This is a genomic window from Spirillospora sp. CA-142024, assembly GCF_050942325.1.
Taxonomy (GTDB): Bacteria; Actinomycetota; Actinomycetes; order Streptosporangiales; family Streptosporangiaceae; genus Spirillospora.
Window position 1 is genome coordinate 4980191 of sequence record NZ_CP192077.1, and the last position, 23037, is coordinate 5003227.

Genomic DNA, 23037 nt, shown 5'->3' on the forward strand with positions numbered 1-23037 from the left:
GAGGAGTCCGCGTACATCCTTCGGACGACCCGCGAAACCTCACACCAGAGGACGATCTCCCCCTCCGCCGGGGCACACGATGGAATTCCGCCGCCGAGAAGGGATGTCAACGTGCTCATCGCGGTCATCGCCGGATGCGAGATCGGGTTCTGGATCGTCCTCGCGGCCGGTCTCGCCGCCCGCTACCCGCTGCGCCTCCGCCGCACCGGCGCGGCGCTCCTGCTGTGCGTCCCGCTGCTCGACGTGGTGCTGCTGGCCGCCACGGTCATCGACCTGCGCGGCGGCGCGACCGCCGGCTCCGGCCACGGCCTGGCCGCCGCCTACCTCGGCTACTCGGTCGCTTTCGGCCACAGCATGGTCCGCTGGGCGGACGAGCGCTTCGCACACCGGTTCGCCGGCGGCCCGCCACCGTCCGGCAAGCCGAAGCACGGTGGGGCCCGCGTCCGCTACGAGTGGCGCGAGTTCGGCAAGGCGACCCTCGCCACGGCCATCGCCTGCGTCCTCCTCCTCGCGATGATCGCCCTGGTCGGCGACGCCGACCGCACCGAGGCCCTGACCGCCTGGCTGGGACGGCTCGGCGTGGTCCTGGCGATCTGGTCCATCTGGCCGATCAGCACGACCCTCTGGCCGCCCAAGCCCAAGTCGCCGGACACCACCCCCGCCGAGCACGCGCACCCGAGGTGACGCGTAAGGCCGCGCCCCCGGGCGGGGCGCGGCCTCATGGCGCGGTGCGGACCGGTCAGCGGTCAGACGTTGAAGCCGAGGGCGCGGAGCTGGTCGCGGCCCTCGTCGGTGATCTTGTCGGGGCCCCACGGCGGGAGCCAGACCCAGTTGATCTTGACGTCCTTGACGAGGCCCTCCAGCGCACTGTGGGCCTGGTCCTCGATCACGTCGGTGAGCGGGCAGGCGGCGCTGGTGAGCGTCATGTCGAGGGTGGCGACCTCGTCGGCGAGGTCGACCCCGTACACCAGGCCCAGGTCGACGACGTTGATGCCGAGTTCGGGGTCGACGACGTCCTTGAGCGCCTCCAGGACCTCTTCCTCCTGGGGCGACATGGCGGTCGCCGAGATGTCGGTCGCCGGGGTGCCGGTCGCCGGGGTGTCGGTCGCGGGCGTGTCGGTCATGGTGCCTCTCCGAGTGCGCGGGCGGTCGCGTCCTTCCACGCCATCCAGGCGAGCAGGGCGCATTTGATCCGGGCGGGGTACTTGGAGACCCCGGCGAAGGCGATGGCGTCCTCCAGGACGTCCTCGTCCGGCTCGACGTCCTGGCCGCGGGACTGCATCAGCGCCAGGAACTCCTCGCCGACCGCCATCGCCTCCTTGACGGACTTGCCGATCACCAGGTCGGACATCACCGAGGCGCTGGCCTGGCTGATCGAGCAGCCCATGGCGTCGTAGGAGACGTCGGCGACCGTGGCGTCCTGGCCCTCGCCGTCCAGGTGGACGCGCAGCGTCACCTCGTCACCGCAGGTGGGATTGACGTGGTGCGCCTCGCCCTCGAACGGCTCCCGCAGACCCTTGTGCAGGGGGTTGCGGTAATGGTCCAGGATGACCTCCTGGTACATCGCCTCGAGCTGCATGTCGTCCCTTCCAAGCCTTTCTCGCTACAACAGGGCGTGCCTTCAGGCTGTTCCGAAGAACTTCTGGGCCTGCCGCACCCCGTCGGCGAGCGCGTCCACGTCGCCGAGGGTGTTGTAGAGGTAGAACGTCGCGCGGGTGGTGGCCGGGATGCCGAAGCGGCGGCAGATCGGCCACGCGCAGTGGTGGCCGACGCGGACCTCGACGCCCAGCTCGTCCAGGACCTGGCCGACATCGTGCGGGTGGATGTCCTCGACGGTGAAGGACACGGCGCCGCCGCGGGCCTCGGTGGTGCCGGGGCCGATGACGCGGACGCCGGGGATCTCGCCGAGCCGTTCGAGGGAGTACCCGACGAGCGCCTCCTCGTGGGCGTGGACGCGGTCCATGCCGATCTCGGCGAGGTAGTCGCAGGCGACGCCGAGCCCGATCGCCTGGGCGGTCATCGGGACGCCGGCCTCGAACCGCTGCGGCGGCGGCATGAACGTGGTCTCCTCCATGCGGACGACCTCGATCATGGAACCGCCGGTGATGAACGGCGGCATGGCCTCCAGCAGCTCGCCGCGCCCCCACAGGACGCCGATGCCGGTCGGGCCGAGCATCTTGTGCCCGGAGAACGCCAGGAAGTCGGCGCCGAGGGCGGTGACGTCCACCGGCTGGTGCGGAACCGACTGCGCGGCGTCCAGCAGGACGAGCGCCCCGACGGCGTGGGCACGGTCCACGATCCGCTGGACCGGCGGAACGGTGCCGAGCACGTTCGACTGGTGGGTCAGCGCGACGATCTTCGTGCGCTCGTTGACGAGGTCGTCGAGGTTCTCCAGGTCCAGGCGGCCCTCGTCGGTGATCCCGAACCACCGCAGGGTCGCCCCGGTCCGCCGGCAGAGCTCCTGCCACGGGACGAGGTTGGCGTGGTGCTCCATCTCCGACACCACGACCTCGTCGCCGGGGCCGACGGCGAACCGCTCGGCCTCGGGCCCGGCGGTGGCCGCGTTGCTCATCGCGTACGCGACCAGGTTGATGGCCTCGGTGGCGTTCTTGGTGAACACGATCTCGCCCGGCGTCGCGCCGATGAACCGGGCGATCGACGCGCGGGCGTTCTCGTAGCCCTCCGTCGCCTCCTCGGCGAGCAGGTGCGCCCCGCGGTGCGGCGCCGCGTTGTGCCGCTCGTAGAACTCCCGCTCGGCGTCCAGCACCCGGACGGGCTTCTGCGACGTCGCGCCCGAGTCGAGGTACACCAGAGGGCGACCGCCGCGCACCGTGCGCTGCAGCAGCGGGAAGTCCTTCTTCAGCTCCTCGGGCAGCAGCCTCATAGGGATGCGCCCGCCTTCACGTACTTCTCGTAGCCCTCGTTCTCCAGCTCGTCGGCCAGTTCGGGGCCGCCCTCGGCGACGACGCGGCCGGCGGCGAACACGTGCACGAAGTCGGGCTTCACATAGCGCAGGATGCGCGTGTAGTGGGTGATGAGCAGGACGCCCGTCTCGCCGCCCGCGAACCGGTTGACGCCCTCGGACACGACCTTGAGCGCGTCGACGTCGAGGCCGGAGTCGGTCTCGTCCAGCACGGCGACCTTCGGCTTCAGCATCTCCAGCTGGAGGATCTCGTGCCGCTTCTTCTCGCCGCCGGAGAAGCCCTCGTTCAGGCTGCGCTGCGCGAACGCCGGGTCGATGGACAGGGCGTCCATCGCCGACTTCATCTCCTTGGAGAACTCGCGGAGCTTCGGGGCCTCGCCGCGGACCGCGGTGACGGCCGAGCGCAGGAAGTTGGAGACCGAGACGCCGGGCACCTCGACCGGGTACTGCATCGCCAGGAACAGCCCGGCGCGGGCGCGCTCGTCCACCGACATGGCCAGGACGTCCTCGCCGTCGAGCGTGACGGTTCCGGACGTCACCTCGTACTTCGGGTGGCCGGCGATCGCGTAGGCGAGAGTGGACTTGCCGGAGCCGTTCGGCCCCATGATCGCGTGGGTCTCGCCGGCCTTCACGGTCAGGTCGACCCCGCGCAGGATCTCCTTCGCCCCGTCGGAGCCGTCGCCGACGGAGACGTGGAGGTCGCGGATCTCAAGCGTGGCCATAGTGCGTGTAGTCCTTCGTCGTGCGGTCAGTCGTCGGCGGCGAGCGAGACGTAGACGTCGCCGCCCTCGACCTTGACCTTGTAGGTGGCGACCGGCTGCGTGGCCGGCGGGTTGGTGGGCTTGCCGCTGCGCAGGTCGAAGCAGGACCCGTGCAGCCAGCACTCGATGGTGCCGTCGTAGATCTCGCCCTCGGAGAGGGAGACCTCGGCGTGCGAGCAGATGTCGTTCAGGGCGAACACGTCGTCGCCGCTGCGCGCGATGGCGACGGGCGTGTCGTCGACCTCGACGGCGAGCGCCCCGTCGGCCGGGACCTCGTCCAGCGCGCACACCTTCACGTATCCGTCCCGGGTGGACGCGCCGGTCCCTTCGTCCTTCGCGGCGGCGGTCACTTCTCCGCCCCCAGGTCGAGCTCCGCCTCGATCGCCTCCCGCACCTTCTCGCGCACCTCGGCGACCTCGATGCGCTCCACCAGCTGGCCGAGGAAGCCCCGCACCACCATGCGGCGAGCCTCGTCGAAGGTGATGCCGCGCGCCTGCAGGTAGAACAGGTGCTCGTCGTCCAGCCGCCCGGACGCCGAGGCGTGGCCCGCGCCGGCGACCTCGCCGGTGAGGATCTCCAGGTTCGGGACGGAGTCGACCCGCGTCCCGTCGGTCAGGACGAGGTTGCGGTTCAGCTCGTAGGTGTCGGTGCCCTCGGCCTCCGCGCGGATGATCACGTCGCCGATCCAGACGGCGTGCGCGTCCTGGTCCTGCAGGGCGCCGCGGTAGTCGACGCGGCTGCGGCAGTGCGGGACGGCGTGGTCGACGAGGAGGCGGTGCTCCAGGTGCTGGCCGCCGTCGGCGAAGTACACCCCGTACAGCTCGGCGTCGCCGCCGGGCCCGTCGTAGGCGACGGACGGCGAGATCCGCACGACGTCGCCGCCGAGCGACACGTTGTGCGAGACGAACCGGGCGTCGCGGCCGAGCCGGGCGTGCTGGTGGGAGACGTGGACGCTGCCGTCCGCCCAGTCCTGGAGGCTGATCACCGACAGGCGGGCGCCGTCGCCGACGACGAACTCGACGTTGTCGGCGTAGGTAGCCGGGCCGCGGTGAGTGAGCACGACGGTGGCCTCGGCGAACGGCTCCAGGACGATCGTGGTGTGCCCGTAGGCGGCGGCCGAGGCGTCCTCGCCGCGCAGCCGCAGGACGGTCGGCGACGGCGCGACGGTCTCCTTCGGGACGGTCACGACGGTGGCGTGGGTGAAGGAGTTCCATGCCTGGGCGCTGACCCGGTCGGCGGGCACGTAGGCCTTGCCGATCCGGTCGTCGTCGCGGCCGACGGTCTCGACGGTGACCCCGGGCGCCGCCTCGGCCTCCAGCAGCACCTTGCCGCCTTCCTCGGCGGTGCCGTTGTGCAGGCCGCGGAGGCGGCGCAGCGGGGTGAACCGCCACTCCTCCTCGCGGCCCGTCGGCACGTCGAAGTCGCCGACCTCGTAGGACGCCTTCTCGTGCAGCGTCGAAAGAGGCTTCTGCTCCAGCCCCATCAGCCGACGGCTCCTTCCATCTGCAGCTCGATGAGCCGGTTCAGCTCCAGGGCGTACTCCATCGGCAGCTCGCGCGCGATGGGCTCGACGAACCCGCGCACGATCATCGCCATCGCCTCGTCCTCGGTGAGGCCGCGGCTCATCAGGTAGAACAGCTGCTGCTCCGACACCTTGGACACGGTGGCCTCGTGGCCCATCTCCACGTCGTCCTCGCGGACGTCGACGTAGGGGTAGGTGTCGGACCGGCTGATCTGGTCGACGAGCAGCGCGTCGCACTTGACCGTGGACTTGCTGTGCTCGGCGCCCTCCTGGATCTGCACCAGCCCCCGGTAGGACGTGCGGCCGCCGCCGCGCGCCACCGACTTGGAGATGATGCTGCTGGAGGTGTTCGGCGCGGCGTGCACCATCTTGGCGCCGGCGTCCTGGTGCTGGTCCTCGCCCGCGAAGGCGATCGACAGGGTCTCGCCCTTGGCGCGCTCGCCGAGCAGGTAGACGGCCGGGTACTTCATGGTGACCTTGGAGCCGATGTTGCCGTCGACCCACTCCATGGTGGCGCCCTCGTAGGCGACGGCGCGCTTGGTCACCAGGTTGTAGACGTTGTTGGACCAGTTCTGGATGGTCGTGTAGCGGACGCGGGCGTCCTTCTTCACGACGATCTCCACGACGGCGGAGTGCAGCGAGTCCGACTTGTAGATCGGGGCGGTACAGCCCTCGACGTAGTGGACGTAGGAGCCCTCGTCGGCGATGATCAGCGTCCGCTCGAACTGGCCCATGTTCTCGGTGTTGATCCGGAAGTAGGCCTGGAGCGGGATCTCCACGTGCACGCCCGGCGGGACGTAGATGAACGAGCCGCCCGACCACACCGCGGTGTTGAGCGCGGCGAACTTGTTGTCGCCGACCGGGATCACCGAGCCGAAGTACTCCTGGAAGATCTCCGGGTGCTCGCGCAGGCCGGTGTCGGTGTCGAGGAAGATGACGCCCTTCTCCTCAAGGTCCTCACGGATCTTGTGGTAGACGACCTCCGACTCGTACTGCGCGGCGACGCCGGCGATGAGGCGCTGCTTCTCGGCCTCGGGGATGCCGAGCTTGTCGTAGGTGTTCTTGATGTCCTCGGGAAGCTCCTCCCAGGACGCGGCCTGCTGCTCGGTGGAGCGCACGAAGTACTTGATGTTGTCGAAGTCGATGGCCGACAGGTCGGAGCCCCAGGTGGGCATCGGCTTCTTGCTGAACAGCCGCAGCCCCTTGAGGCGCAGGTCGAGCATCCATTCGGGCTCGTTCTTCTTGCCCGAGATGTCGCGGACGACGTCCTCGTTCAGCCCGCGCCGCGCCGAGGCGCCTGCCACGTCGGAGTCGGCCCAGCCGAACTTGTACCTGTCGAGCCCTTCCAACTCAGGGTGGGCTGCCGTAGTCATAGGGACGTCCCTCCGGACTCCTCGTCAATGATCAGATGCTTTTCGGCGGACGCCCCCGCGTCCGCCGCGTCCCCTCCGGGGGTGACGCTCTCGTCCGTCCCGCACAGCGAGCGGGGGCTGACGTGGGTGGTGCAGATGCCGTCGCCGTGGGCGATCGTGGCCAGCCGCTGGACGGGGGTGCCCAGCAGGCGGCTGAACGCCTCGGTCTCGGCCTCGCACAGCTGCGGGAACTCCGCGGCGACGTGCGCGACCGGGCAGTGGTGCTGGCAGAGCTGCTCACCGCCGCCCGGCTGGGGCGCCTTGGCGGCGGCGGCCGCGTAGCCGTCTCCCGACAGCGCCTCGGCGAGCGTGCGGACCCGCTGCTGGGGCGGGGCGTCCTGCACCACGGGCCGGTACCGCCGCTCCAGGTCGGCGATCTGCCGCCTGGCGAACTCGGCGACCGCGTGGTCGCCGGCCGTCTCGGCGAGGAACCGCAGTGCGCTGGTCGCCAGATCGTCGTAGGCGTGCACGAAGGCGCTGCGCCCGGCGTCGGTGATGGCGAACCACTTGGCGGGCCGGCCCCGGCCGCGCCGGGTCTGCGGTACGCGCGCCTTGCGGACCTCGATCATGCCCTCGGCCAGCAGCGCGTCCAGGTGGCGGCGGATCGCGGCCGGCGTGAGGCCGACGCGCTCCCCCAGCGTGGACGCCGTGACCGGGCCGTGTTCGAGGATCAGCCGGGCCACCCGGGCGCGTGTGTCACGCTCGGTGTGGCCAGGCCCGGACGGCACGCCGGAAGGCCGCGCGGAGGCGGCCCGGGCGCTCGTCTGATCCTCGCTCACGTTTTTCACAACATCAGTGTGCCGTAATTACTTCCCTCGAAACACCGGAATCCCGATGTCGTAGCTCACGCAGGTAAGCCTTACCTAACCTGCGGATTCACCCGCGGCGCGTGCGGCGGCCCGCCATCGCCCGACCGGGCAGGTCAGCCCCTCACCCGGCAGCATATCGACGGCCCGGGGGTCAGAGGGTGCTCGCCAGCGGCCAGGTGGCGTTCGGGGTGACGATCGTGCCGGCGGTGCCTTCGAGGATCCGCTCGCACTGGTCGAGCAGCCCGATCGCGGCCATGTCCCCCGTCCGCTCGACGAAGCTCGCCGCCGCCTCGGCCTTCGGGCCCATCGAACCGGCCGGGAAGTCCTCGGCCCGCAGCTCGTGCGGCGTGGTGTGGGTGATCTCCTCCTGCTCGGGCGTGCCGAAGTTCCGCATCACGCGGGGCACGTCGGTGAGGATCAGCAGCGCGTCCGCGTCCATGCTCTCGGCGAGGACGGACGCGGTGAGATCCTTGTCGATCACCGCCTCGGCGCCCTCCAGCCGCCCGACGTCGTTGCGGAACACCGGGATGCCGCCGCCGCCCGCGCAGACCACCACCGTGCCGAGCCGGACCAGCTCCCTGATCAGCCGGGTCTCGATCACCCGCTGCGGGCGCGGGGACGGCACGACGCGGCGCCAGCGGTCCCCGTCCTCGCGGACGGTCCAGCCGTACTCGGCGGCGAGCTTCTCCGCCTCCTCCCGGTCGTAGACCTGGCCGACGAACTTGGTGGGGTTCTCGAACGCCGGGTCCACCGCCGACACCAGCGTCTGGTTGATCATCGCCATGACCTGGCGGCCCGGCAGCGCGTTCTGCAGCGCCTGCAGCATCCAGTAGCCGATCATTCCCTGGGTCTCGGCGCCGATGGTGTCGAGCGGGTACGGGCGGGTGAGGTTCGGGTCGTTCACGCTCTCCAGCGACAGCACCCCGACCTGCGGGCCGTTCCCGTGCGTGATGATCAGCTCGTGCCGCTCGGCGAGCGGCGCCAGCGACCGCACGGCGCGGTCCACGTTGCGGCGCTGGAGTGCGGCGTCGGGCGTCTCTCCCCGCTTGACCAGCGCGTTCCCCCCGAGCGCGACGACCACGCGCATCAGTTCCCCCTTCACCCGCCTGCTTCCAGGCGTCCCGGACGAGCGGGCAGTTCATGCAGCGCGGGCGCCGCGAGCACCCCCAGCTCGCGAATTCCCCCTCGCCGCGCCGGCGAAACTGGATGGGCCTTTACCGGAAGGCTTTGCCGCACCTTCACCGGGCCCGCCGCCGGGACCGGGCGCGGAGCCGTCCCCGCCCGGACCTAAACTCGTCACCATGACACCCCCCGGAGACGGCGCGGTCGAGCTGCGGTCGCTCGTCAAGCGCTATGGCGCGGCCGGCCGTGAAAGACGGGCCGTGGACGGCCTGTCGCTCAGCGCCGCCCGGGGCGCCGTCACCGCGCTGCTCGGCCCGAACGGCGCCGGCAAGACCACCACGATCGAGATCTGCGAGGGGTTCCGGCGGGCCGATTCCGGCACCGTCCGCGTCCTCGGCCTGGATCCGGCCGCGGACGGGCGCGCGCTGAGGCCGAGGGTCGGCGTGATGCCGCAGTCCGGCGGCGTGCCGGGCACGGCCCGGGCCGGCGAGTTCCTCCGGCTGGTCGCCTCGTTCCACGCCACACCGCTCGACACGTCCGTCCTGCTGGAGCGGCTCGGCCTCACCGAGCACGCCCGCACCCCGTTCCGGCGGATGTCGGGCGGGCAGCAGCAGCGGCTGTCGCTGGCCGTCGCCGTGGTCGGACGGCCCGAGCTCGTCTTCCTCGACGAGCCCACGACCGGGCTCGACCCGCAGGCCAGGCACGCCACCTGGGAGCTGATCGGGGAGCTCCGCGCCGCCGGGGTCTCGGTCGTCCTCACCACGCACAACATGGAGGAGGCCGAGCGCCTCTCCGACCACGTCGTGATCGTCGACCGCGGCAAGGTCGTGGCCGAGGGCGCCCCGGAGGAGCTGACCGGCGCCGAGCGGCAGCTGCGGTTCCGCGCCCGTCCCGGCCTCGGCCTGGAGGAGCTGCTGTCGGCGCTGCCCGTCGGGAGCGCCGCCAAGGAGTCGCCCGCCGGGCACTACCTGATCGAGGCCGACGTCCGGCCCGAACTGCTGGCCACGGTCACCGCCTGGTGCGCCTCGCACGGCGTCATGACCGAGGACCTGCGGATCGAGCGCCGCACCCTGGAGGACGTCTTCCTGGAACTGACCGGACGGGAGCTGCGCTCGTGACCGCGACCTTGGACCTGTCCCCCGCGCCGGCGGCCGTGCCGCTGCACCGGATGATCCTCTCCCAGGCCGGCTACGAGTTCCGCGCCGTGCTGCGCAACGGCGAGCAGCTGCTGCTCACGCTGATCATCCCGGTGGTGCTGCTCACCCTGTTCGGCGCCACGTCCCTGCTCGACCTCGGCGCGGGCCGCCGGGTCGACTTCCTCACGCCCGGGATCCTGGCGCTCGCGGTGATGTCCACCGCGTTCACCGGCCAGGCGATCGGCACCGGCTTCGAGCGGCGCTACGGCGTGCTCAAGCGGCTCGGCGCCACCCCGCTGCCGCGCGGCGGGCTCATCGCCGCCAAGACGCTGAGCGTGGTCGCGGTCGAGGCGGTGCAGGCCGCGGTGATCTGCGCGGTGGCGCTGGCGCTCGGCTGGCATCCGCACGGCGACCCCGGCTCGGTGATCGTCCTGCTGCTGCTCGGCACCGCCGCGTTCAGCGGGTTCGGGCTGCTCATGGCCGGGACGCTGCGCGCCGAGGCGACCCTCGCCGCCGCCAATCTCGTCTACATCCTGCTCCTCGCCGTCGGCGGGGTCGTCTTCCCGCTGGACAAGTTCCCCGGCCCGGTGCGGGACGTCCTGGAACTGCTGCCGATCTCCGCGCTGGCCGAGGGCCTGCGGGACGTGCTCCAGCACGGAGCCGCGCTCCCCGGCAAGCCCCTGCTCGTGCTCGCGGTGTGGGCCCTCGCCGGCCTCGCGCTCGCCGCCCGTTTCTTCAGATGGGAGTGACACGTGGCACTCGCTGAGGCGCCCGGTTCGTTCGGTGACGTGGGCCGCGCGCCGGCACGCGTCCGCGCGCTGTCCCTGGGCTCGGTGCCGCCGCCCGCCCTGATCCTGCTCGGCATCCTGTCCGTGCAGGTCGGCGCGGGCCTGGCCAAGCACCTGTTCGAGCGTCTGCCGCCGACCTCCGTCGTGTCGATCCGACTGCTGGCCTCGGCGCTCGTGCTGGGCTTCCTGGCCCGCAAGGCGTTGCGGACCGTCCTGCGCGACCACTCCTGGAGGAACCTGGCCGTCGTCGCCGGCTACGGGGTCTCCCTCGCCGGGATGAACTACGCGTTCTACCAGTCACTGTCCCGGATTCCGCTGGGCGTGGCGGTGACGATCGAGTTCCTCGGCCCGCTGTCGGTCGCCATCGTGGGCTCCCGCCGTCCGCGCGACGCCGTGTGGGTCGTGCTCGCGGGCTCGGGCGTGGTCATGCTCGCCCGGGGCGGCGGCGACGTGGACCTGCTCGGCATCGTGTTCGCGCTGCTCGCCGCGGTCGGATGGGCGTCCTACATCCTGCTCACCGCCGCCACGGGCCAGAGGTTCCCCGGCACGACCGGGCTGGCCCTCGCCAGCATCATCGGAACGCTGGTCATGCTGCCCGGCGGCATCGCGGCCGGTGCCGCCGCGGGCGGCGGCGCCCTGCTCGACCCGTCGCTGCTGCTGATCGGGCTCGGCGTCGGGCTGCTGTCGTCGGTGATCCCGTACTCGCTGGAGCTGGAGGCGCTGCGGCGGGTGCCCGCCCGGGTCTTCGGGATCCTGATGAGCCTGGAGCCCGCCGTGGCCGCGCTGGTCGGCGTGGTGGTCCTCGGCGAGATCCTCACCGGGCGCCAGTGGGTCGCGATCGGCTGCGTCATCGTCGCCTGCGCGGGCGCCACCAGAAGCCAGAAGGAACCGCCGGAGGCTCCCGAAGCATGAGTGGAACGAACCGGGGGGTGTGGGGGGTCGTCCCCCCACCATCGATCGCATGAGTGGCGGCCTCGTGTGGCAGCGTGGAAGGATCACGATGTACGGGTCGTCCAGCATGCGGAAGGGAGCCGCCGTGATCGGCCGGAGCGAGGACCAGGGGATGCCGCCCGAGTTCTTCGAGGCGGGGTCGGCGTCGTTCGTCGACTTCCTGCGCCTGCACTCCCCCGAGCTGCTGCCCGTCAACCGGGTGCCCGAGGGCGACGCGCCCGAGCTGCCGCACGGCACGACCGTCCTGGCGCTGACGTTCCCGGGCGGGGTGATGATGGCCGGCGACCGCCGCGCCACCCAGGGCAACCGCATCGCCTACCGGGAACTGGACAAGGTCCAGCGCGCCGACGAGTACTCCGCCGTCGCGTTCGCCGGGACGGTCGGGCTGGCGCTGGAGATGGTCCGGCTGTTCCAGGTCGAGCTGGAGCACTACGAGAAGATGGAGACCGTCCCGCTGTCGCTGCCGGGCAAGGCCCGCCGTCTCGGCGCCGTGATCCAGGCCAACCTCGCGCAGGCGCTGCAGGGGCTCGCGGTCGTCCCGCTGTTCACCGGGTACGAGCCCGGCTCGGGCGAGGGACGCATCTACACCTACGACATCACCGGCGCCCCGCAGGAGGCCCGCGACTTCCACGCGGACGGCTCCGGCTCCCCCTACGCGATGGGCGCGCTGAAGAAGCTCTACCGCCGCGACCTGTCCCTGGAGGACGCCGCCACGGTCTGCGTCCAGGCCCTCTACGACGCGGCCGACGACGACACGGCCACCGGCGGCCCCGACCCGACGCGGCGGATCTACCCGACGGTCGCGGTCGTCACCGACGACGGCTACCGGCGGCTGCCCGAGGAGCAGGTGTCGGCGATCGCCGACGAGGTCGTGCGGGCCCGCATGGACAACCCCGGCGGGCCCGTCGCGCCGCTCCGCTGATCTTCGGGAACGTCGTACCCGGCTTCTAGACTCGCCTCATGGCACGGGCGAACGACGAGGCTGCGGCCCTCATCCAGGAACTGGCGGACCTGCTGTCCATCACCGGCGGCGACGCCTTCAAGATCAGGGCGTACGAGAAGGCGGCGCGGGCGATCGCGGGATACCCCGACGACATCGCCGGCCTCGACCTGGCCGGGCTCCGCAAGATCCCGACGGTGGGCGAGGCGATCGCCAAGAAGGTCCTCGACTACACCGCCACCGGCACGATCAGGCAGGTCGAGGAGCTGCGCACGCAGATCCCCGCCGGGGTGCGCGCCCTCACCGCCATCCCGACCCTCGGCCCGAAGAAGGCCCTGGCCGTCTACGAGGAGCTCGGTATCTCGTCGGTGGACGAGCTGGGCACGGCGATCAAGGAGGGGCGGCTGCGCGGCCTCAAGGGCTTCGGCGCCAAGACCGAGGAGAACATCCTCCGCGGCATCGAGCTGATGCGGAGCTCCGGGGAGCGCGTCCTGGTCGACGCCGCCGCGAACGTCGCCGACGAGATCATCGCGGCCCTCTCCGCGCTGCCGCAGGTGGAGCGCTGCGCGCACGCCGGCTCGCTGCGGCGCATGCGCGAGACGATCGGCGACGTGGACGTCCTCGCCGCGTCCCGCGACCCCCACCCGATCATGGAGGCGTTCACCGCGCTCCCGTTCGTCGCCGAGGTCATCGCGGGCGGCGACAAGAAGACCTCGATCCGCACCTCCAAGGGCCTGCAGGTCGACCTGCGGGTCGTCCCGCCCGAGTCGTGGGGCGCGGCGCTGCAGTACTTCACCGGCTCGCAGGCGCACAACATCCGCACCCGCGAGATCGCCGTGAAGGCGGGCCTCAAGCTCTCCGAGTACGGGCTGTTCGACGCCGAGTCGAACGAGCTGATCGTGTCGGAGACCGAGGAGGAGGTGTACGAGCGGCTCGGCCTCCCCTGGGTGCACCCGGCCCTCCGGGAGGACAGCGGCGAGATCGAGGCGGCCCTCAAGGACGAGCTTCCCCGCCTCGTCACCGTCGACGACCTGCGCGGCGATCTGCACAGCCACACCGACCTGACCGACGGCGTCGCGTCGCTGGAGGACATGGTCGCCGCCGCGCAGGCGCGCGGGCTGGAGTACTACGCGATCACCGACCACGCGCCGAACCTGTTCATGCAGCGGATGACCGACGAGAAGATGCTCGCCCAGCGCGACCAGGTCGCCGAACTGCAGAAGCGGTATCCCGGCCTCAGGCTCCTCCACGGCACCGAACTCAACATCGACCCGGACGGCGAGGTCGACTGGGACGCCGGTTTCCTCTCCGGCTTCGACATCTGCGTGGCCTCCGTCCACTCCCACTTCACGCAGGACGAGGAGGACATGACCCGGCGGCTCGTCCGCGCGTGCGAGAACCCGCACGTCCATGTGATCGGCCACCCCACCGCCCGCAGCATCGGCCGCCGTCCGCCGGTGGACGCCGACTGGGACGAGGTGTTCCGCGCGGCCGCCCGCACCGGCACCGCGATGGAGATCGACTCCTTCCCCGACCGCCTGGACCTGCCCGCCGACCTGATCCGGCGGGCGAAGCGCCTCGGCGTGAAGTTCTCCATCGACACCGACGCCCACTCCGTGGGGCACCACCGCAACATCCGCTACGGCGTCGGAACGGCCCAGCGAGGCTGGCTGACCCCCGACGACGTCATCAACACCTGGCCGCTGGACCGCCTGCGCGCGTTCCTCCGCAAGGGCTGAGGCGCGGGTCAGGCGGGCTGCGGCGCCTCGGCCGCCCGCGGGGCGGCCGGGGCCGGTTCCACGGCGGGAACGGGGCCGCGGTCGCGGAGCGCGAAGAAGAGGCGGAACGCCGCGATCCACATGAGCACCGCGCCGAGCATGTGCAGGAGCACCAGCCCGGCGGGGACGCCCAGGAAGTACTGGGCGTAGCCGATGGCGCCCTGGACGACGATGAGGCCGGCCAGCTCGTGGGCGCGGCGGCGCGCGGCGGCGGGGGCGCCCGTGCGGTGCAGGACGACGATGGCGATCAACGTCAGCGCGATCGTGAGCCATGCCAGCTCGCCGTGGACGCGGGCGACGTCGGTGATGTCGAAGCCGTAGCGGCGGGACTCGGTGTCGCCCGCGTGCGGACCCGTTCCGGTGACGACGGTGCCCGCGACGAGGACGGCGGCGCAGGAGACCAGGAGGGCGGCCGCGAGCCGGCGCGTCCAGGGCCCGGCGAGGTACCGGGGCGCGTCGTCGCCCTCGCCCGCCCGGATCCACAGGGCCACGCAGAACACGAGCAGCGCGGGCGAGACCAGGAAATGCAGCGAGACGGCGGCCGGGTGCAGCTTGGTCAGCACGACGATGCCGCCGATGACCGCCTGCGCGAACACGCTCATCGGCTGGGCCAGCGCCCACCGGACCAGGCTGCGGCGGCGCGGGCGCAGCCGCAGCGCCGCGACGAACACGAGGACGCCGATGCCGAGCACCACGAAGGTGATCAGCCGGTTGCCGAACTCGATCGACATGTTGAGCACGTGGTGCTCGGGGTTGTGGGTGGGCACCAGGCTGTCGCCGGAGCAGCGCGGCCATTCGGGGCAGCCGAGACCGGACTCGGTGACGCGCACGGCACCGCCGCTGACGACGATCACCACGTTGCCGATGACGCCGAGGAGCGCGAGCAGCCGCAGCGATCCGGGGGTCGGACGCCATACGGCGTTCCAGGTCCGGACGAGGAGGTTGGACGACTGTCGCTCTGCCACGGCATCAATCGTATGGGCGGGCCCCGGTGGCCGTGACCCGGCCCCCGGTTACCCCCCGTACGGGCCGGGCGGCTGCGGCGGCAGGAATCCGGACGGGCCCTGCCCCGCCCACGGCGGGCCGGCCGGCCCGTACGCACCGGGACGCGGCGGGGTGCGCAGGAACGCCTGCCGGGCCATCGACATCAGGCCGAGCAGCGCGTCGCGGCGGGCGGCGAACCAGCGCTGGTCGGCGACGCCCCGGTCGGCGCGCTTGTGCAGCAGCGCAAGCTCGGTCGCGGCGAGCTGGTAGTCGCCCATGGCGCGGCCGGCGGGCGCGCCGCCGACCCTGCGGGCCCAGCGGCGGGCGGCCCGGCGGGACGGGATGGAGCGCAGCATTCGCACGTCCTGCGGCGTCACGAGCCCCGTCCCGGCGTACATCGGCAGGTACGTCTCGATGCGGCGGACGGTGTGCCGGCGCTCGACGAACACGATGACGATCAGTGTGACCAGGACGCAGAAGTCCAGCAGGTAGACGACGCCGAGGCCGCCGAGCCCGAACGACGCGGCGCCGTTCCACAGCCCGTGCAGGATCATGGCGCCGAGCAGCCCGGCGAGCGGCGCGATGATCTGGCCGCGCCGGTGGGTGGCGGCGTAGGCGACGCCGAGCCCGGTCATCGAGGTGAACAGCGGGTGGCTGAGCGGCGCGATCAGGCCGCGCAGGATGAAGACCGCCTGGAGCTGCTGGGCGCCGCCGTCCTCGAACGCCCGCATGTAGTAGGTGACGTTCTCCATCATGGCGAAGCCGAGGCCGACCATGGCGGCGTAGATGATGCCGTCGGCGAAGCCGTCGATCTCGTTGCGGCGGAACCAGAGCAGGCCGAACAGGACCGCGCCCTTCAGCGTCTCCTCGATGAGGGGCGCGCCGAAGGTGGCGCTGACGAAGTGGCCCTCCGTCTCACCGAAGATCGGCACGGTCACGTACAGCAGCCCGGCCGTGTTGAGCACGAGGGCGCCGAGCACGGCGACGCCCGCGCCCCACATGAACGAGAACGCGAGGGCGCGCGGCGGCTCGGGCTCCAGCCGGTCGAGGGTGAGAGCGAGGGCGATCAGCACCGGGATCGGCAGGATGGCGAGGACCAGCCCCACCCAGAAGCCGGCCCCGCCGAGCACGGCGTCCGCGCCGAGCGCGACCACGGCGCACAGCCCGGACACCGTCATGCCGAGGATCAGGCCGACCGGGGGCCTGCCGGGAATGCGGCCTTCGAGCACCGCTTTGGGGTCCATTCGCGCCATAGCGCGAAGCGTAACGGCAGGTCGTGCCGATCGCTAAAGCGCGGTCGCCGCGGAAGGCCGCCGCCCGCACGCCCCGCCGGGATCAGTGCAGGAGCGGGTCGACCGCGACGGCGGTGAACAGCAGCGCCAGGTAGACGTTGGACAGGTGGAAGAACCGCATCGGCCGGAGGTGGACGCCGGTCACCCCGGCGCGCACCGCCTTCAGCAGCCGGTGCCCCTCGGCGAGGAAGACCAGGCCCAGCACCATGGCGACGGCCCCGTACACCGGGCCCATCCCGGCGACGGGCCACAGCAGCAGGGAGCAGGCGACGGTCGCGTAGGTGTAGACGAGGCTCTCGGTGACGACGCGACGCTCGGAGGCGACGACCGGCAGCATCGGGACCTTGGCGACGGCGTAGTCCTCCCGGTAGCGCATCGCGAGCGTCCACGTGTGCGGCGGCGTCCAGAGGAAGACGACGCCGAACAGGACGAACGGAGTCCAGGCGACGTCCCCCGTGATGGCGGACCAGCCGATGAGGACGGGCATGCACCCGGCGATGCCGCCCCACACGACGTTCTGCGAGGTGCGCCGCTTGAGCAGCAGCGAGTACACGAAGACGTAGAACAGGATCGCGAAGAGCGAGCCGGCCGCGGCGACGGGGTTGACCGTGAGCAGGAACCCGGCCGTGGACAGCGCCGCGAGCGTCACCCCGAAGATCAGGGCGCGGGCCGGGGTGACCTGGTGGCGGGCCAGCGGGCGGCGCCGGGTGCGGCGCATCTTGGCGTCGATGTCGCGGTCGATGTAACAGTTGATCGCGTTGGCGGCGCCGGCGGACATGGTGCCGAACGCCAGCGTCAGCAGCACGGTGGACAGCGGCGGGACACCGTCGGCCGCGAGGAACATCACCGGGATGGTGGTGATCAAGAGCAGCTCGATCACGCGCGGCTTGGTCAGCGCCACGTAGGCGCGCACACTGGCGCCGAGCGTCCAGCGGGCGGCCCGCTCCGCGGGCACCGGCACGAGCGGGGTCACCGGTACATCCGGCACCTGCTCGTCGAGCTCGATCCCGCGCTTGTTACTGAGCACCGTCACAATCGGGTCCACGTCTGACTAGGGATGAGAAATCGGTACCACCTCGGCGGTGCCGCGCGATCCTGGCGGGCCTCGGCGTGGTTCGACTTCGGCTTCGGTCGTCTTGCCCGCGGCCGCTGCCGTCAGCCGCGCAATCACTGTAGTCCGCCCCCTCCGGAGGTCGCGCACCGGGTCGCCGGACGCGCCGTGCAGGGCGTGCGGCCCCCGTCCCGCACCGTGTCGGGGGCCCGCCCGGATCACCCGCCGGATCACCCCTGCGAGGGGGTTAGCCCGCCGGGCCTTCGGGCAAGGGTGCTTGAAGCGGCGACGCGCCCGGGACCCCGGAGCGCGGCGTCCGGCGCCCCGCTCCCGCCTGCGGCGGCCCCCCGCGCGATAGGCTCGCGATGAGCGCGGCATGATCTTCGCGGGCCGCGGACGGGCGGCCGCAGGGCCACGGGGGAAGAGACGCCACGCCGCCGGACGTTATCGCCTGCAGGGCCTCCGGCGCACAACATCACAGAGTGGTTCTCACACCGGTTCGAGAGGAGCCTGGCGTTCCGTGAGCAGGGACAACAGCACGTTTGAATGGTCCGACCAGGACCGGCGCGCGGTGGACGTGATCCGCGCCCTCGCCATGGACGCGGTCGAGGAGGCCGGCTCCGGTCACCCCGGGACGGCGATGAGCCTCGCGCCCGCCGCCTACCTTCTCTTCCAGCGGTTCCTGCGGCACGACCCGACGGACCCGCACTGGGCCGGACGGGACAGGTTCGTGCTGTCCTGCGGACACTCCAGCCTGACCCTGTACATCCAGTTGTACCTGTCGGGCTACCCGATGACGCTCGAAGACCTGAAGGCGCTGCGCAAGTGGGGCAGCCTGACCCCCGGCCACCCGGAGCACGGGCATACGGCGGGCGTGGAGACGACCACCGGGCCGCTCGGGCAGGGCATCGCGAACGCGGTGGGCATGGCGATGGCGGCGCGCCGCGAGCGCGGCCTCTTCGACCCCGACGCGCCGCAGGGCGAGTCCCCCTTCGACCACACCGTCTGGGCGTTCGCGTCCGACGGCGACATCGAGGAGGGCATCAGCCACGAGGCGAGCGCGCTGGCCGCCCACCAGCGGCTCGGCAACCTGGTCCTGCTCTACGACGACAACCACATCTCGATCGAGGACGACACCGCGATCGCGCTGTCGGAGGACGTGCGGGCCCGCTACGCGGCGTACGGCTGGGACGTCCACCACGTCGACTGGACCGAGAACGGCGACTACGAGGAGAACGTCGCCGCGCTCGGGGCCGCGTTCGAGGCGGCGAAGGCGGAGACGTCCCGGCCGTCCTTCATCGCGCTGCGGACCATCATCGGCTGGCCGGCGCCGAACAAGAAGAACACCGGCAAGATCCACGGATCGGCGCTCGGCGCCGACGAGGTCGCCGCGACCAAGCGGATCCTCGGCATGGACCCGGCCGAGAGCTTCCACGTCCCCGAGGACGTGCTGGCCCACGCCCGGCAGGTCTGCGAGCGGGGCCGCGCCGACCACTCCGGGTGGAAGAAGACGTTCGAGGCGTGGCGCGCGGCGAACCCCGAGCGGGCCGCCGAGTTCGACCGGATCTCGTCCCGCACGCTCCCGGCCGGCTGGGACGGCGCGCTGCCCGAGTTCGAGCCCGGCAAGGACATCGCGACCCGCGCGGCGTCCGGTGAGGTGCTGGCGGCGCTGGCGCCGGTGCTGCCGGAGCTGTGGGGCGGCTCGGCCGACCTCGCGGAGAGCAACAACACGACGATGAAGGGCGAGCCGTCCTTCATCCCGGAGGAGTTCCAGACCAAGGAGTTCCCCGGCCACCGCTACGGCCGGACGCTGCACTTCGGCGTCCGCGAGCACGCGATGGCCTCGATCTGCAACGGCATCGCGCTGCACGGCGGCACCCGCCCGTACGGCGGCACGTTCCTGATCTTCAGCGACTACATGCGCCCGGCGGTCCGGCTGGCGGCGCTGATGAAGCTGCCGGTCACCTTCGTGTGGACGCACGACTCGATCGGCCTCGGCGAGGACGGCCCGACGCACCAGCCCGTCGAGCACCTGTGGGCGCTGCGGGCGATCCCGGGCCTGGACGTCGTCCGCCCGGCGGACGCCAACGAGACGGCGGTCGCGTGGCGGACCGTCCTGCGGAACACCGACCGCCCGGCGGGCCTCGCGCTGACCCGGCAGAAGCTGCCCACGCTGGACCGCGGCGGCGACCTCGCGTCCGCGGAGGGCGTCGCCAAGGGCGGATACGTGCTGGCGGACGCCGAGGGCGGGCAGCCCGACGTGATCATCATCGCGACGGGCAGCGAGGTGCAGCTGGCGCTGGAGGCCCGGGAGACGCTGCAGTCCGAGGGCACCCCGGCCCGTGTCGTGTCGATGCCCTGCGTGGAGTGGTTCGAGCAGCAGACCGACGCCTACCGGCAGGAGGTCCTCCCGCCGGGGGTGCGCGCCCGCGTGTCGGTGGAGGCCGGGATCGCGCTCGGCTGGCGCGCCTACGTCGGCGACGCCGGCGAGTCGGTCAGCCTGGAGCACTTCGGCGCCTCCGCCGACTACAAGACGCTGTTCCTGCAGTTCGGCATCACGTCCGAGCGGGTGGTGGCGGCGGCGAAGGCCAGCCTGATCAAGGCGAGCGTGAAGCACGCCGGACGCGGCGAGACGACCGGCAACTGACAACGAGCCCGTGCGGCCGGCGGAGCCCGCGCGCCCGGAGCTCCGCCGGCCCCGGCCCCCGGTGCAACGGTGAAGACGAGGAGAAAGCGATGAGCGGCATTCTGAAGAAGCTCTCGGACGAGGGCGTTTCGATCTGGCTGGACGACATCAGCAGGGAGCGGCTGCGGACCGGCAACCTGGAGCAGCTCGTCAAGGACCGGCACGTCGTCGGCGTCACGTCCAACCCGACGATCTTCGCCAAGGCGCTGAGCAAGGGGAACGCCTACGACGACCAGGTCCGCGACCTGGCGGTGCGCGGCGTGGACGTCGAGGAGGCGTCCCGCGCCATCACCACCTACGACATCCGCTGGGGCTGCGACGTACTGCGCCCGGTGTACGACCGGACGGAGGGTCTGGACGGCCGCGTGTCGATCGAGGTCGACCCGCGGCTCGCCCTCGACACCCGCAGGACGATCGCGGAGGCGCGGGCGCTGTGGTGGCTGGTGGACCGGCCCAACCTGTTCATCAAGATCCCCGCGACGAAGGAGGGCCTGCCGGCGATCACGGCGGCGCTCGCGGAGGGCATCAGCGTGAACGTGACGCTGATCTTCTCGCTGGAGCGCTACGGCGCGGTCATCGACGCGTTCTTCGCCGGCCTGGAGCAGGCGCGGGCGAACGGCCACGACGTGTCGAAGATCGCGTCGGTCGCGTCCTTCTTCGTCAGCCGGGTGGACACCGAGATCGACAAGCGGCTCGACAAGATCGGCACGGACGAGGCGAAGGCGCTGCGCTCCAAGGCGGGCCTCGCCAACGCCCGGCTCGCGTACGCGCTGTACGAGGAGAAGTTCGGCACGGACCGGTGGAAGGCGCTGAAGGACGCCGGGGCCCGTCCCCAGCGGCCGCTGTGGGCCTCGACCGGTGTGAAGGACCCGGACCTCCCCGACACCCTGTACGTCGTCGAGCTGGTCGCGCCGGGGATCGTCAACACGATGCCGGAGGCGACGCTCGACGCGGTCGCCGACCACGGCGAGGTCCGCGGCGACACGGTGCGGGGCGCCTACGACGACGCCCGCGCGCACATGGCGGCGCTGAAGGAGGCGGGCGTCGACTACGACGACGTCGTCAAGGTGCTGGAAGACGAGGGCGTGGAGAAGTTCGCGGTCTCCTGGAAGGAGATGCTCGACTCCATCACCGGCGAGCTGGAGGCGAAGAGGGCCGGCGCGTGACCTCGGTGGTGACCGCCGGGGGGATCTCGGTCACCATCCGCGGCGTCGTCGTCGACGAGAGCGAGACGGTCCTGGACCGTCTCGTCTCCGACGGCGTGCCGGGCGCGCTCGCGTCCCGGAACGCCAAGCTGTGGGGGCCCGACGCGGCCCCGCTCGCCGCCCATCGGCTCGGCTGGCTCGGCCTGCCGGAGACCTCGCGGTATCTGCGGGACCGGCTGGCCGGGCCCGCGGCCGACGCCCGCGACGCCGGCCTCGACCGGATCGTGCTCGTCGCCTCCGGGGGGACGGCGCTGGCCGCCGAGGCCATGTGCCGGACGGCCGGGTGCGACCTCGTCGTCCTCGACACGACCGATCCGCACGAGGTGTCCGGCGTCCTGGCCGGGGACCTGGACCGGACTCTCGTGGTCGTGGCGGACGACGGCGTCGAGGGGGAGTCGCTGCGCCGCGTCTTCGGGCGGGCGTTCTCCGAGGCGGGGCTGAGCGGCGCGGAACTGGCGCGCCGGTTCGTCGTCGTCGCTGAGGAAGACTCCCAGCTCGCCCAGGCGGCCCGCGAGGTCGGCCATCATCTCGTCCTGGCCGAACCCGACGTCGACGACCGGTTCGGTGCGCTCGGCGCGCGGGCGCTGGTGCCGGCCGCGCTCGCGGGCGTGGACATCGACGTCCTGCTGGAGGAGGCGTCCCGGCTCGCGGCGGCGCTGCGCCAGCCCTACGACAACCCGGCGCTGGCGTTCGGCGCGGCGCTGGGCTCGTCGGCGCTCGGGCCCCGCGACAAGCTGGTGATCGCCGACCTCGGCTCCGGCCTGGCCGGCTTCGCCGCATGGGCGGAGCAGCTGGTCGCCGGGGCGATGGGCAAGGACGGCAAGGGCATGCTGCCGGTCGTGGTGGAGGGCGTCGACTCCCCCGGCTTCGAGCTGGCCGACGACCTGCGGCGGATCATCCTCGGCCGCCGCCCGGACGAGCCCGGTCCCGGGCGCGAGGCCGGGGTGAGCGTCGCCGGGCCGCTCGGCGCGCAGTTCCTGCTGTGGGAGTACGCGGTCGCGGTGGCGTGCCGGGTGATCGGAGTCGACCCGTTCGCCGAGCCGGACACCGGCCAGTCGCGGGAGAGCACGGCGGCGCTGCTGCGGTCGGAGGAGGGCACGGCGCCGACGGTCGTGCGGCGGCCGCCCGAACTCGTCGAGGGCGCGGTCGAGCTGCACGCCCCGGAGGACGCGCTGGGCGGGGCGCAGACGCTGACCGAGGCGCTGGGGACGATCCTGGAGGGCGTCGAGGACGGCGGCTACCTGGCCGTTCTCGCCTACCTGGACCGGTCCGCGGACGCTTCGGCGGCCGGGCTGCGTCCGCTGCTGGCTGCGCGGGGCGCCAAGGTCCGCCGGCATCCGGCTCCGGTGACGTTCGGCTGGGGGCCGCGCTACCTGCACACGGCCGGCCAGTACCACAAGGGCGGACCGGCGAGGGGCGCGTTCCTGCAGATCACCGGTGCCGCGGCCGGCGACGTCGCGGTGCCCGGACGGCCCTACAGCCTGGGCGAACTGCAGCTCGCCCAGGCGTTCGGCGACCTGCGGGTGCTGCGTTCGCTCGGCCGTCCCGCCTTCCGGCTCCATCTGCGCGACCGCGCGGAGGGCCTCGCGCAGCTCACCGCGGCGCTCGGCTGAGCGGCACGTGCCCGGACCGGCCGGGCCGCCCGATCCCGACGCAGGGCGACCGGCCGGATCCGGG

The 23037-nt window shown here is 72.2% G+C and carries 21 protein-coding genes; 9 read left to right on the plus strand and 12 right to left on the minus strand.

The window, feature by feature from the left end; translation table 11 throughout:
* Positions 1–111: 111 nt before the first annotated feature.
* Positions 112–684 (plus strand): hypothetical protein, encoded by a 573-nt coding sequence (locus tag ACQPZP_RS24020; RefSeq protein ID WP_433471974.1) that lies wholly within the window; start codon positions 112–114, stop codon positions 682–684.
* Between the two features lie 62 nt (positions 685–746).
* On the opposite strand, the gene ACQPZP_RS24025 is transcribed toward ACQPZP_RS24020, so the two are convergent.
* The 9 genes from ACQPZP_RS24025 to arcC form a co-directional block, all read right to left on the minus strand.
* On the minus strand, positions 747–1124 hold the full coding sequence (locus ACQPZP_RS24025) for a metal-sulfur cluster assembly factor (RefSeq protein ID WP_433471975.1): 378 nt from the start codon (positions 1122–1124) through the stop codon (positions 747–749).
* A complete protein-coding gene (gene sufU / locus ACQPZP_RS24030) occupies positions 1121–1579 on the minus strand; it encodes a Fe-S cluster assembly sulfur transfer protein SufU (RefSeq protein ID WP_433461523.1) in 459 nt (152 codons plus the stop codon). Before sufU ends, ACQPZP_RS24025 begins: the two co-directional genes overlap by 4 nt.
* 42 nt (positions 1580–1621) lie before the next feature.
* A complete protein-coding gene (locus tag ACQPZP_RS24035; RefSeq protein ID WP_433471976.1) occupies positions 1622–2884 on the minus strand; it encodes a cysteine desulfurase in 1263 nt (420 codons plus the stop codon).
* Positions 2881–3645, minus strand: a complete 765-nt coding sequence (gene sufC, locus ACQPZP_RS24040; RefSeq protein ID WP_433461525.1) for a Fe-S cluster assembly ATPase SufC — start codon at positions 3643–3645, stop codon at positions 2881–2883. Before sufC ends, ACQPZP_RS24035 begins: the two co-directional genes overlap by 4 nt.
* Before the next feature lie 26 nt (positions 3646–3671).
* Positions 3672–4034 (minus strand): non-heme iron oxygenase ferredoxin subunit, encoded by a 363-nt coding sequence (locus tag ACQPZP_RS24045; protein ID WP_433471977.1) that lies wholly within the window; start codon positions 4032–4034, stop codon positions 3672–3674.
* Positions 4031–5167, minus strand: coding sequence for a Fe-S cluster assembly protein SufD (gene sufD / locus ACQPZP_RS24050; RefSeq protein WP_433471978.1), 1137 nt, complete (start codon positions 5165–5167; stop codon positions 4031–4033). Before sufD ends, ACQPZP_RS24045 begins: the two co-directional genes overlap by 4 nt.
* Positions 5167–6579, minus strand: a complete 1413-nt coding sequence (gene sufB / locus ACQPZP_RS24055) for a Fe-S cluster assembly protein SufB (protein ID WP_433471979.1) — start codon at positions 6577–6579, stop codon at positions 5167–5169. The genes sufD and sufB overlap by 1 nt, the downstream gene beginning before the upstream one ends.
* Positions 6576–7346 carry a helix-turn-helix transcriptional regulator gene (locus tag ACQPZP_RS24060; RefSeq protein ID WP_433479669.1) on the minus strand — a complete coding sequence of 257 codons (771 nt, stop codon included), beginning with the start codon at positions 7344–7346 and terminating at the stop codon, positions 6576–6578. The genes sufB and ACQPZP_RS24060 overlap by 4 nt, the downstream gene beginning before the upstream one ends.
* Positions 7347–7578: 232 nt before the next feature.
* Complete coding sequence (gene arcC, locus ACQPZP_RS24065) at positions 7579–8514, minus strand: carbamate kinase (RefSeq protein ID WP_433461529.1); 936 nt, start codon at positions 8512–8514, stop codon at positions 7579–7581.
* Positions 8515–8728: 214 nt separating this feature from the next.
* On the opposite strand from arcC, the gene ACQPZP_RS24070 reads away from it, so the two are divergent.
* The 5 genes from ACQPZP_RS24070 to polX all read left to right on the plus strand — a co-directional run bounded on the left by ACQPZP_RS24070 (position 8729) and on the right by polX (position 14103).
* Positions 8729–9667 carry an ABC transporter ATP-binding protein gene (locus ACQPZP_RS24070; protein ID WP_433471980.1) on the plus strand — a complete coding sequence of 313 codons (939 nt, stop codon included), beginning with the start codon at positions 8729–8731 and terminating at the stop codon, positions 9665–9667.
* A 50-nt stretch (positions 9668–9717) separates the two neighbouring features.
* Positions 9718–10434 (plus strand): ABC transporter permease, encoded by a 717-nt coding sequence (locus ACQPZP_RS24075; protein WP_433479670.1) that lies wholly within the window; start codon positions 9718–9720, stop codon positions 10432–10434.
* Positions 10435–10437: 3 nt separating this feature from the next.
* A complete protein-coding gene (locus tag ACQPZP_RS24080; protein WP_433471981.1) occupies positions 10438–11385 on the plus strand; it encodes an EamA family transporter in 948 nt (315 codons plus the stop codon).
* A gap of 151 nt (positions 11386–11536) precedes the next feature.
* On the plus strand, positions 11537–12346 hold the full coding sequence (gene prcB, locus ACQPZP_RS24085) for a proteasome subunit beta (RefSeq protein WP_433479671.1): 810 nt from the start codon (positions 11537–11539) through the stop codon (positions 12344–12346).
* Positions 12347–12384: 38 nt separating this feature from the next.
* The gene (polX, locus tag ACQPZP_RS24090) at positions 12385–14103 is read left to right on the plus strand and encodes a DNA polymerase/3'-5' exonuclease PolX (protein WP_433471982.1); all 1719 of its coding nucleotides are present in this window, start codon (positions 12385–12387) and stop codon (positions 14101–14103) included.
* Between the two features lie 8 nt (positions 14104–14111).
* Here polX and ACQPZP_RS24095 read toward each other — a convergent pair whose 3' ends face one another.
* The 3 genes from ACQPZP_RS24095 to ACQPZP_RS24105 form a co-directional block, all read right to left on the minus strand.
* Positions 14112–15107: a COX15/CtaA family protein gene (locus ACQPZP_RS24095; protein ID WP_433471983.1), complete on the minus strand. Its 996-nt coding sequence runs from the start codon at positions 15105–15107 to the stop codon at positions 14112–14114.
* A gap of 48 nt (positions 15108–15155) precedes the next feature.
* Positions 15156–16379, minus strand: coding sequence for a PrsW family intramembrane metalloprotease (locus ACQPZP_RS24100; protein ID WP_433471984.1), 1224 nt, complete (start codon positions 16377–16379; stop codon positions 15156–15158).
* 82 nt (positions 16380–16461) lie between these two features.
* A complete protein-coding gene (locus ACQPZP_RS24105) occupies positions 16462–17451 on the minus strand; it encodes a heme o synthase (RefSeq protein ID WP_433471985.1) in 990 nt (329 codons plus the stop codon).
* 538 nt (positions 17452–17989) lie between these two features.
* Here ACQPZP_RS24105 and tkt point away from each other — a divergent pair.
* The 3 genes from tkt to ACQPZP_RS24120 all read left to right on the plus strand — a co-directional run bounded on the left by tkt (position 17990) and on the right by ACQPZP_RS24120 (position 22973).
* Positions 17990–20116: a transketolase gene (gene tkt, locus ACQPZP_RS24110; protein ID WP_433471986.1), complete on the plus strand. Its 2127-nt coding sequence runs from the start codon at positions 17990–17992 to the stop codon at positions 20114–20116.
* 89 nt (positions 20117–20205) lie between these two features.
* Entirely contained in the window at positions 20206–21321 is a 1116-nt protein-coding gene (gene tal, locus ACQPZP_RS24115; protein ID WP_433471987.1) for a transaldolase, read from the plus strand.
* Positions 21318–22973, plus strand: a complete 1656-nt coding sequence (locus tag ACQPZP_RS24120; protein WP_433471988.1) for a glucose-6-phosphate isomerase — start codon at positions 21318–21320, stop codon at positions 22971–22973. The genes tal and ACQPZP_RS24120 overlap by 4 nt, the downstream gene beginning before the upstream one ends.
* Positions 22974–23037 lie beyond the last annotated feature (64 nt).

Coding starts and splice junctions, on each gene's coding strand:
- arcC (WP_433461529.1), bottom strand. CDS start 8,514: ATGCGCGTGGTCGTCGCGCTCGGGGGGAACGCGCTGGTCAAGCGGGGA.
- ACQPZP_RS24070 (WP_433471980.1), top strand. CDS start 8,729: ATGACACCCCCCGGAGACGGCGCGGTCGAGCTGCGGTCGCTCGTCAAG.
- sufD (WP_433471978.1), bottom strand. CDS start 5,167: ATGGGGCTGGAGCAGAAGCCTCTTTCGACGCTGCACGAGAAGGCGTCC.
- sufB (WP_433471979.1), bottom strand. CDS start 6,579: ATGACTACGGCAGCCCACCCTGAGTTGGAAGGGCTCGACAGGTACAAG.
- ACQPZP_RS24025 (WP_433471975.1), bottom strand. CDS start 1,124: ATGACCGACACGCCCGCGACCGACACCCCGGCGACCGGCACCCCGGCG.
- ACQPZP_RS24035 (WP_433471976.1), bottom strand. CDS start 2,884: ATGAGGCTGCTGCCCGAGGAGCTGAAGAAGGACTTCCCGCTGCTGCAG.
- prcB (WP_433479671.1), top strand. CDS start 11,537: ATGCCGCCCGAGTTCTTCGAGGCGGGGTCGGCGTCGTTCGTCGACTTC.
- ACQPZP_RS24100 (WP_433471984.1), bottom strand. CDS start 16,379: ATGGCGCGAATGGACCCCAAAGCGGTGCTCGAAGGCCGCATTCCCGGC.
- tal (WP_433471987.1), top strand. CDS start 20,206: ATGAGCGGCATTCTGAAGAAGCTCTCGGACGAGGGCGTTTCGATCTGG.
- polX (WP_433471982.1), top strand. CDS start 12,385: ATGGCACGGGCGAACGACGAGGCTGCGGCCCTCATCCAGGAACTGGCG.
- sufU (WP_433461523.1), bottom strand. CDS start 1,579: ATGCAGCTCGAGGCGATGTACCAGGAGGTCATCCTGGACCATTACCGC.
- sufC (WP_433461525.1), bottom strand. CDS start 3,645: ATGGCCACGCTTGAGATCCGCGACCTCCACGTCTCCGTCGGCGACGGC.
- ACQPZP_RS24075 (WP_433479670.1), top strand. CDS start 9,718: ATGATCCTCTCCCAGGCCGGCTACGAGTTCCGCGCCGTGCTGCGCAAC.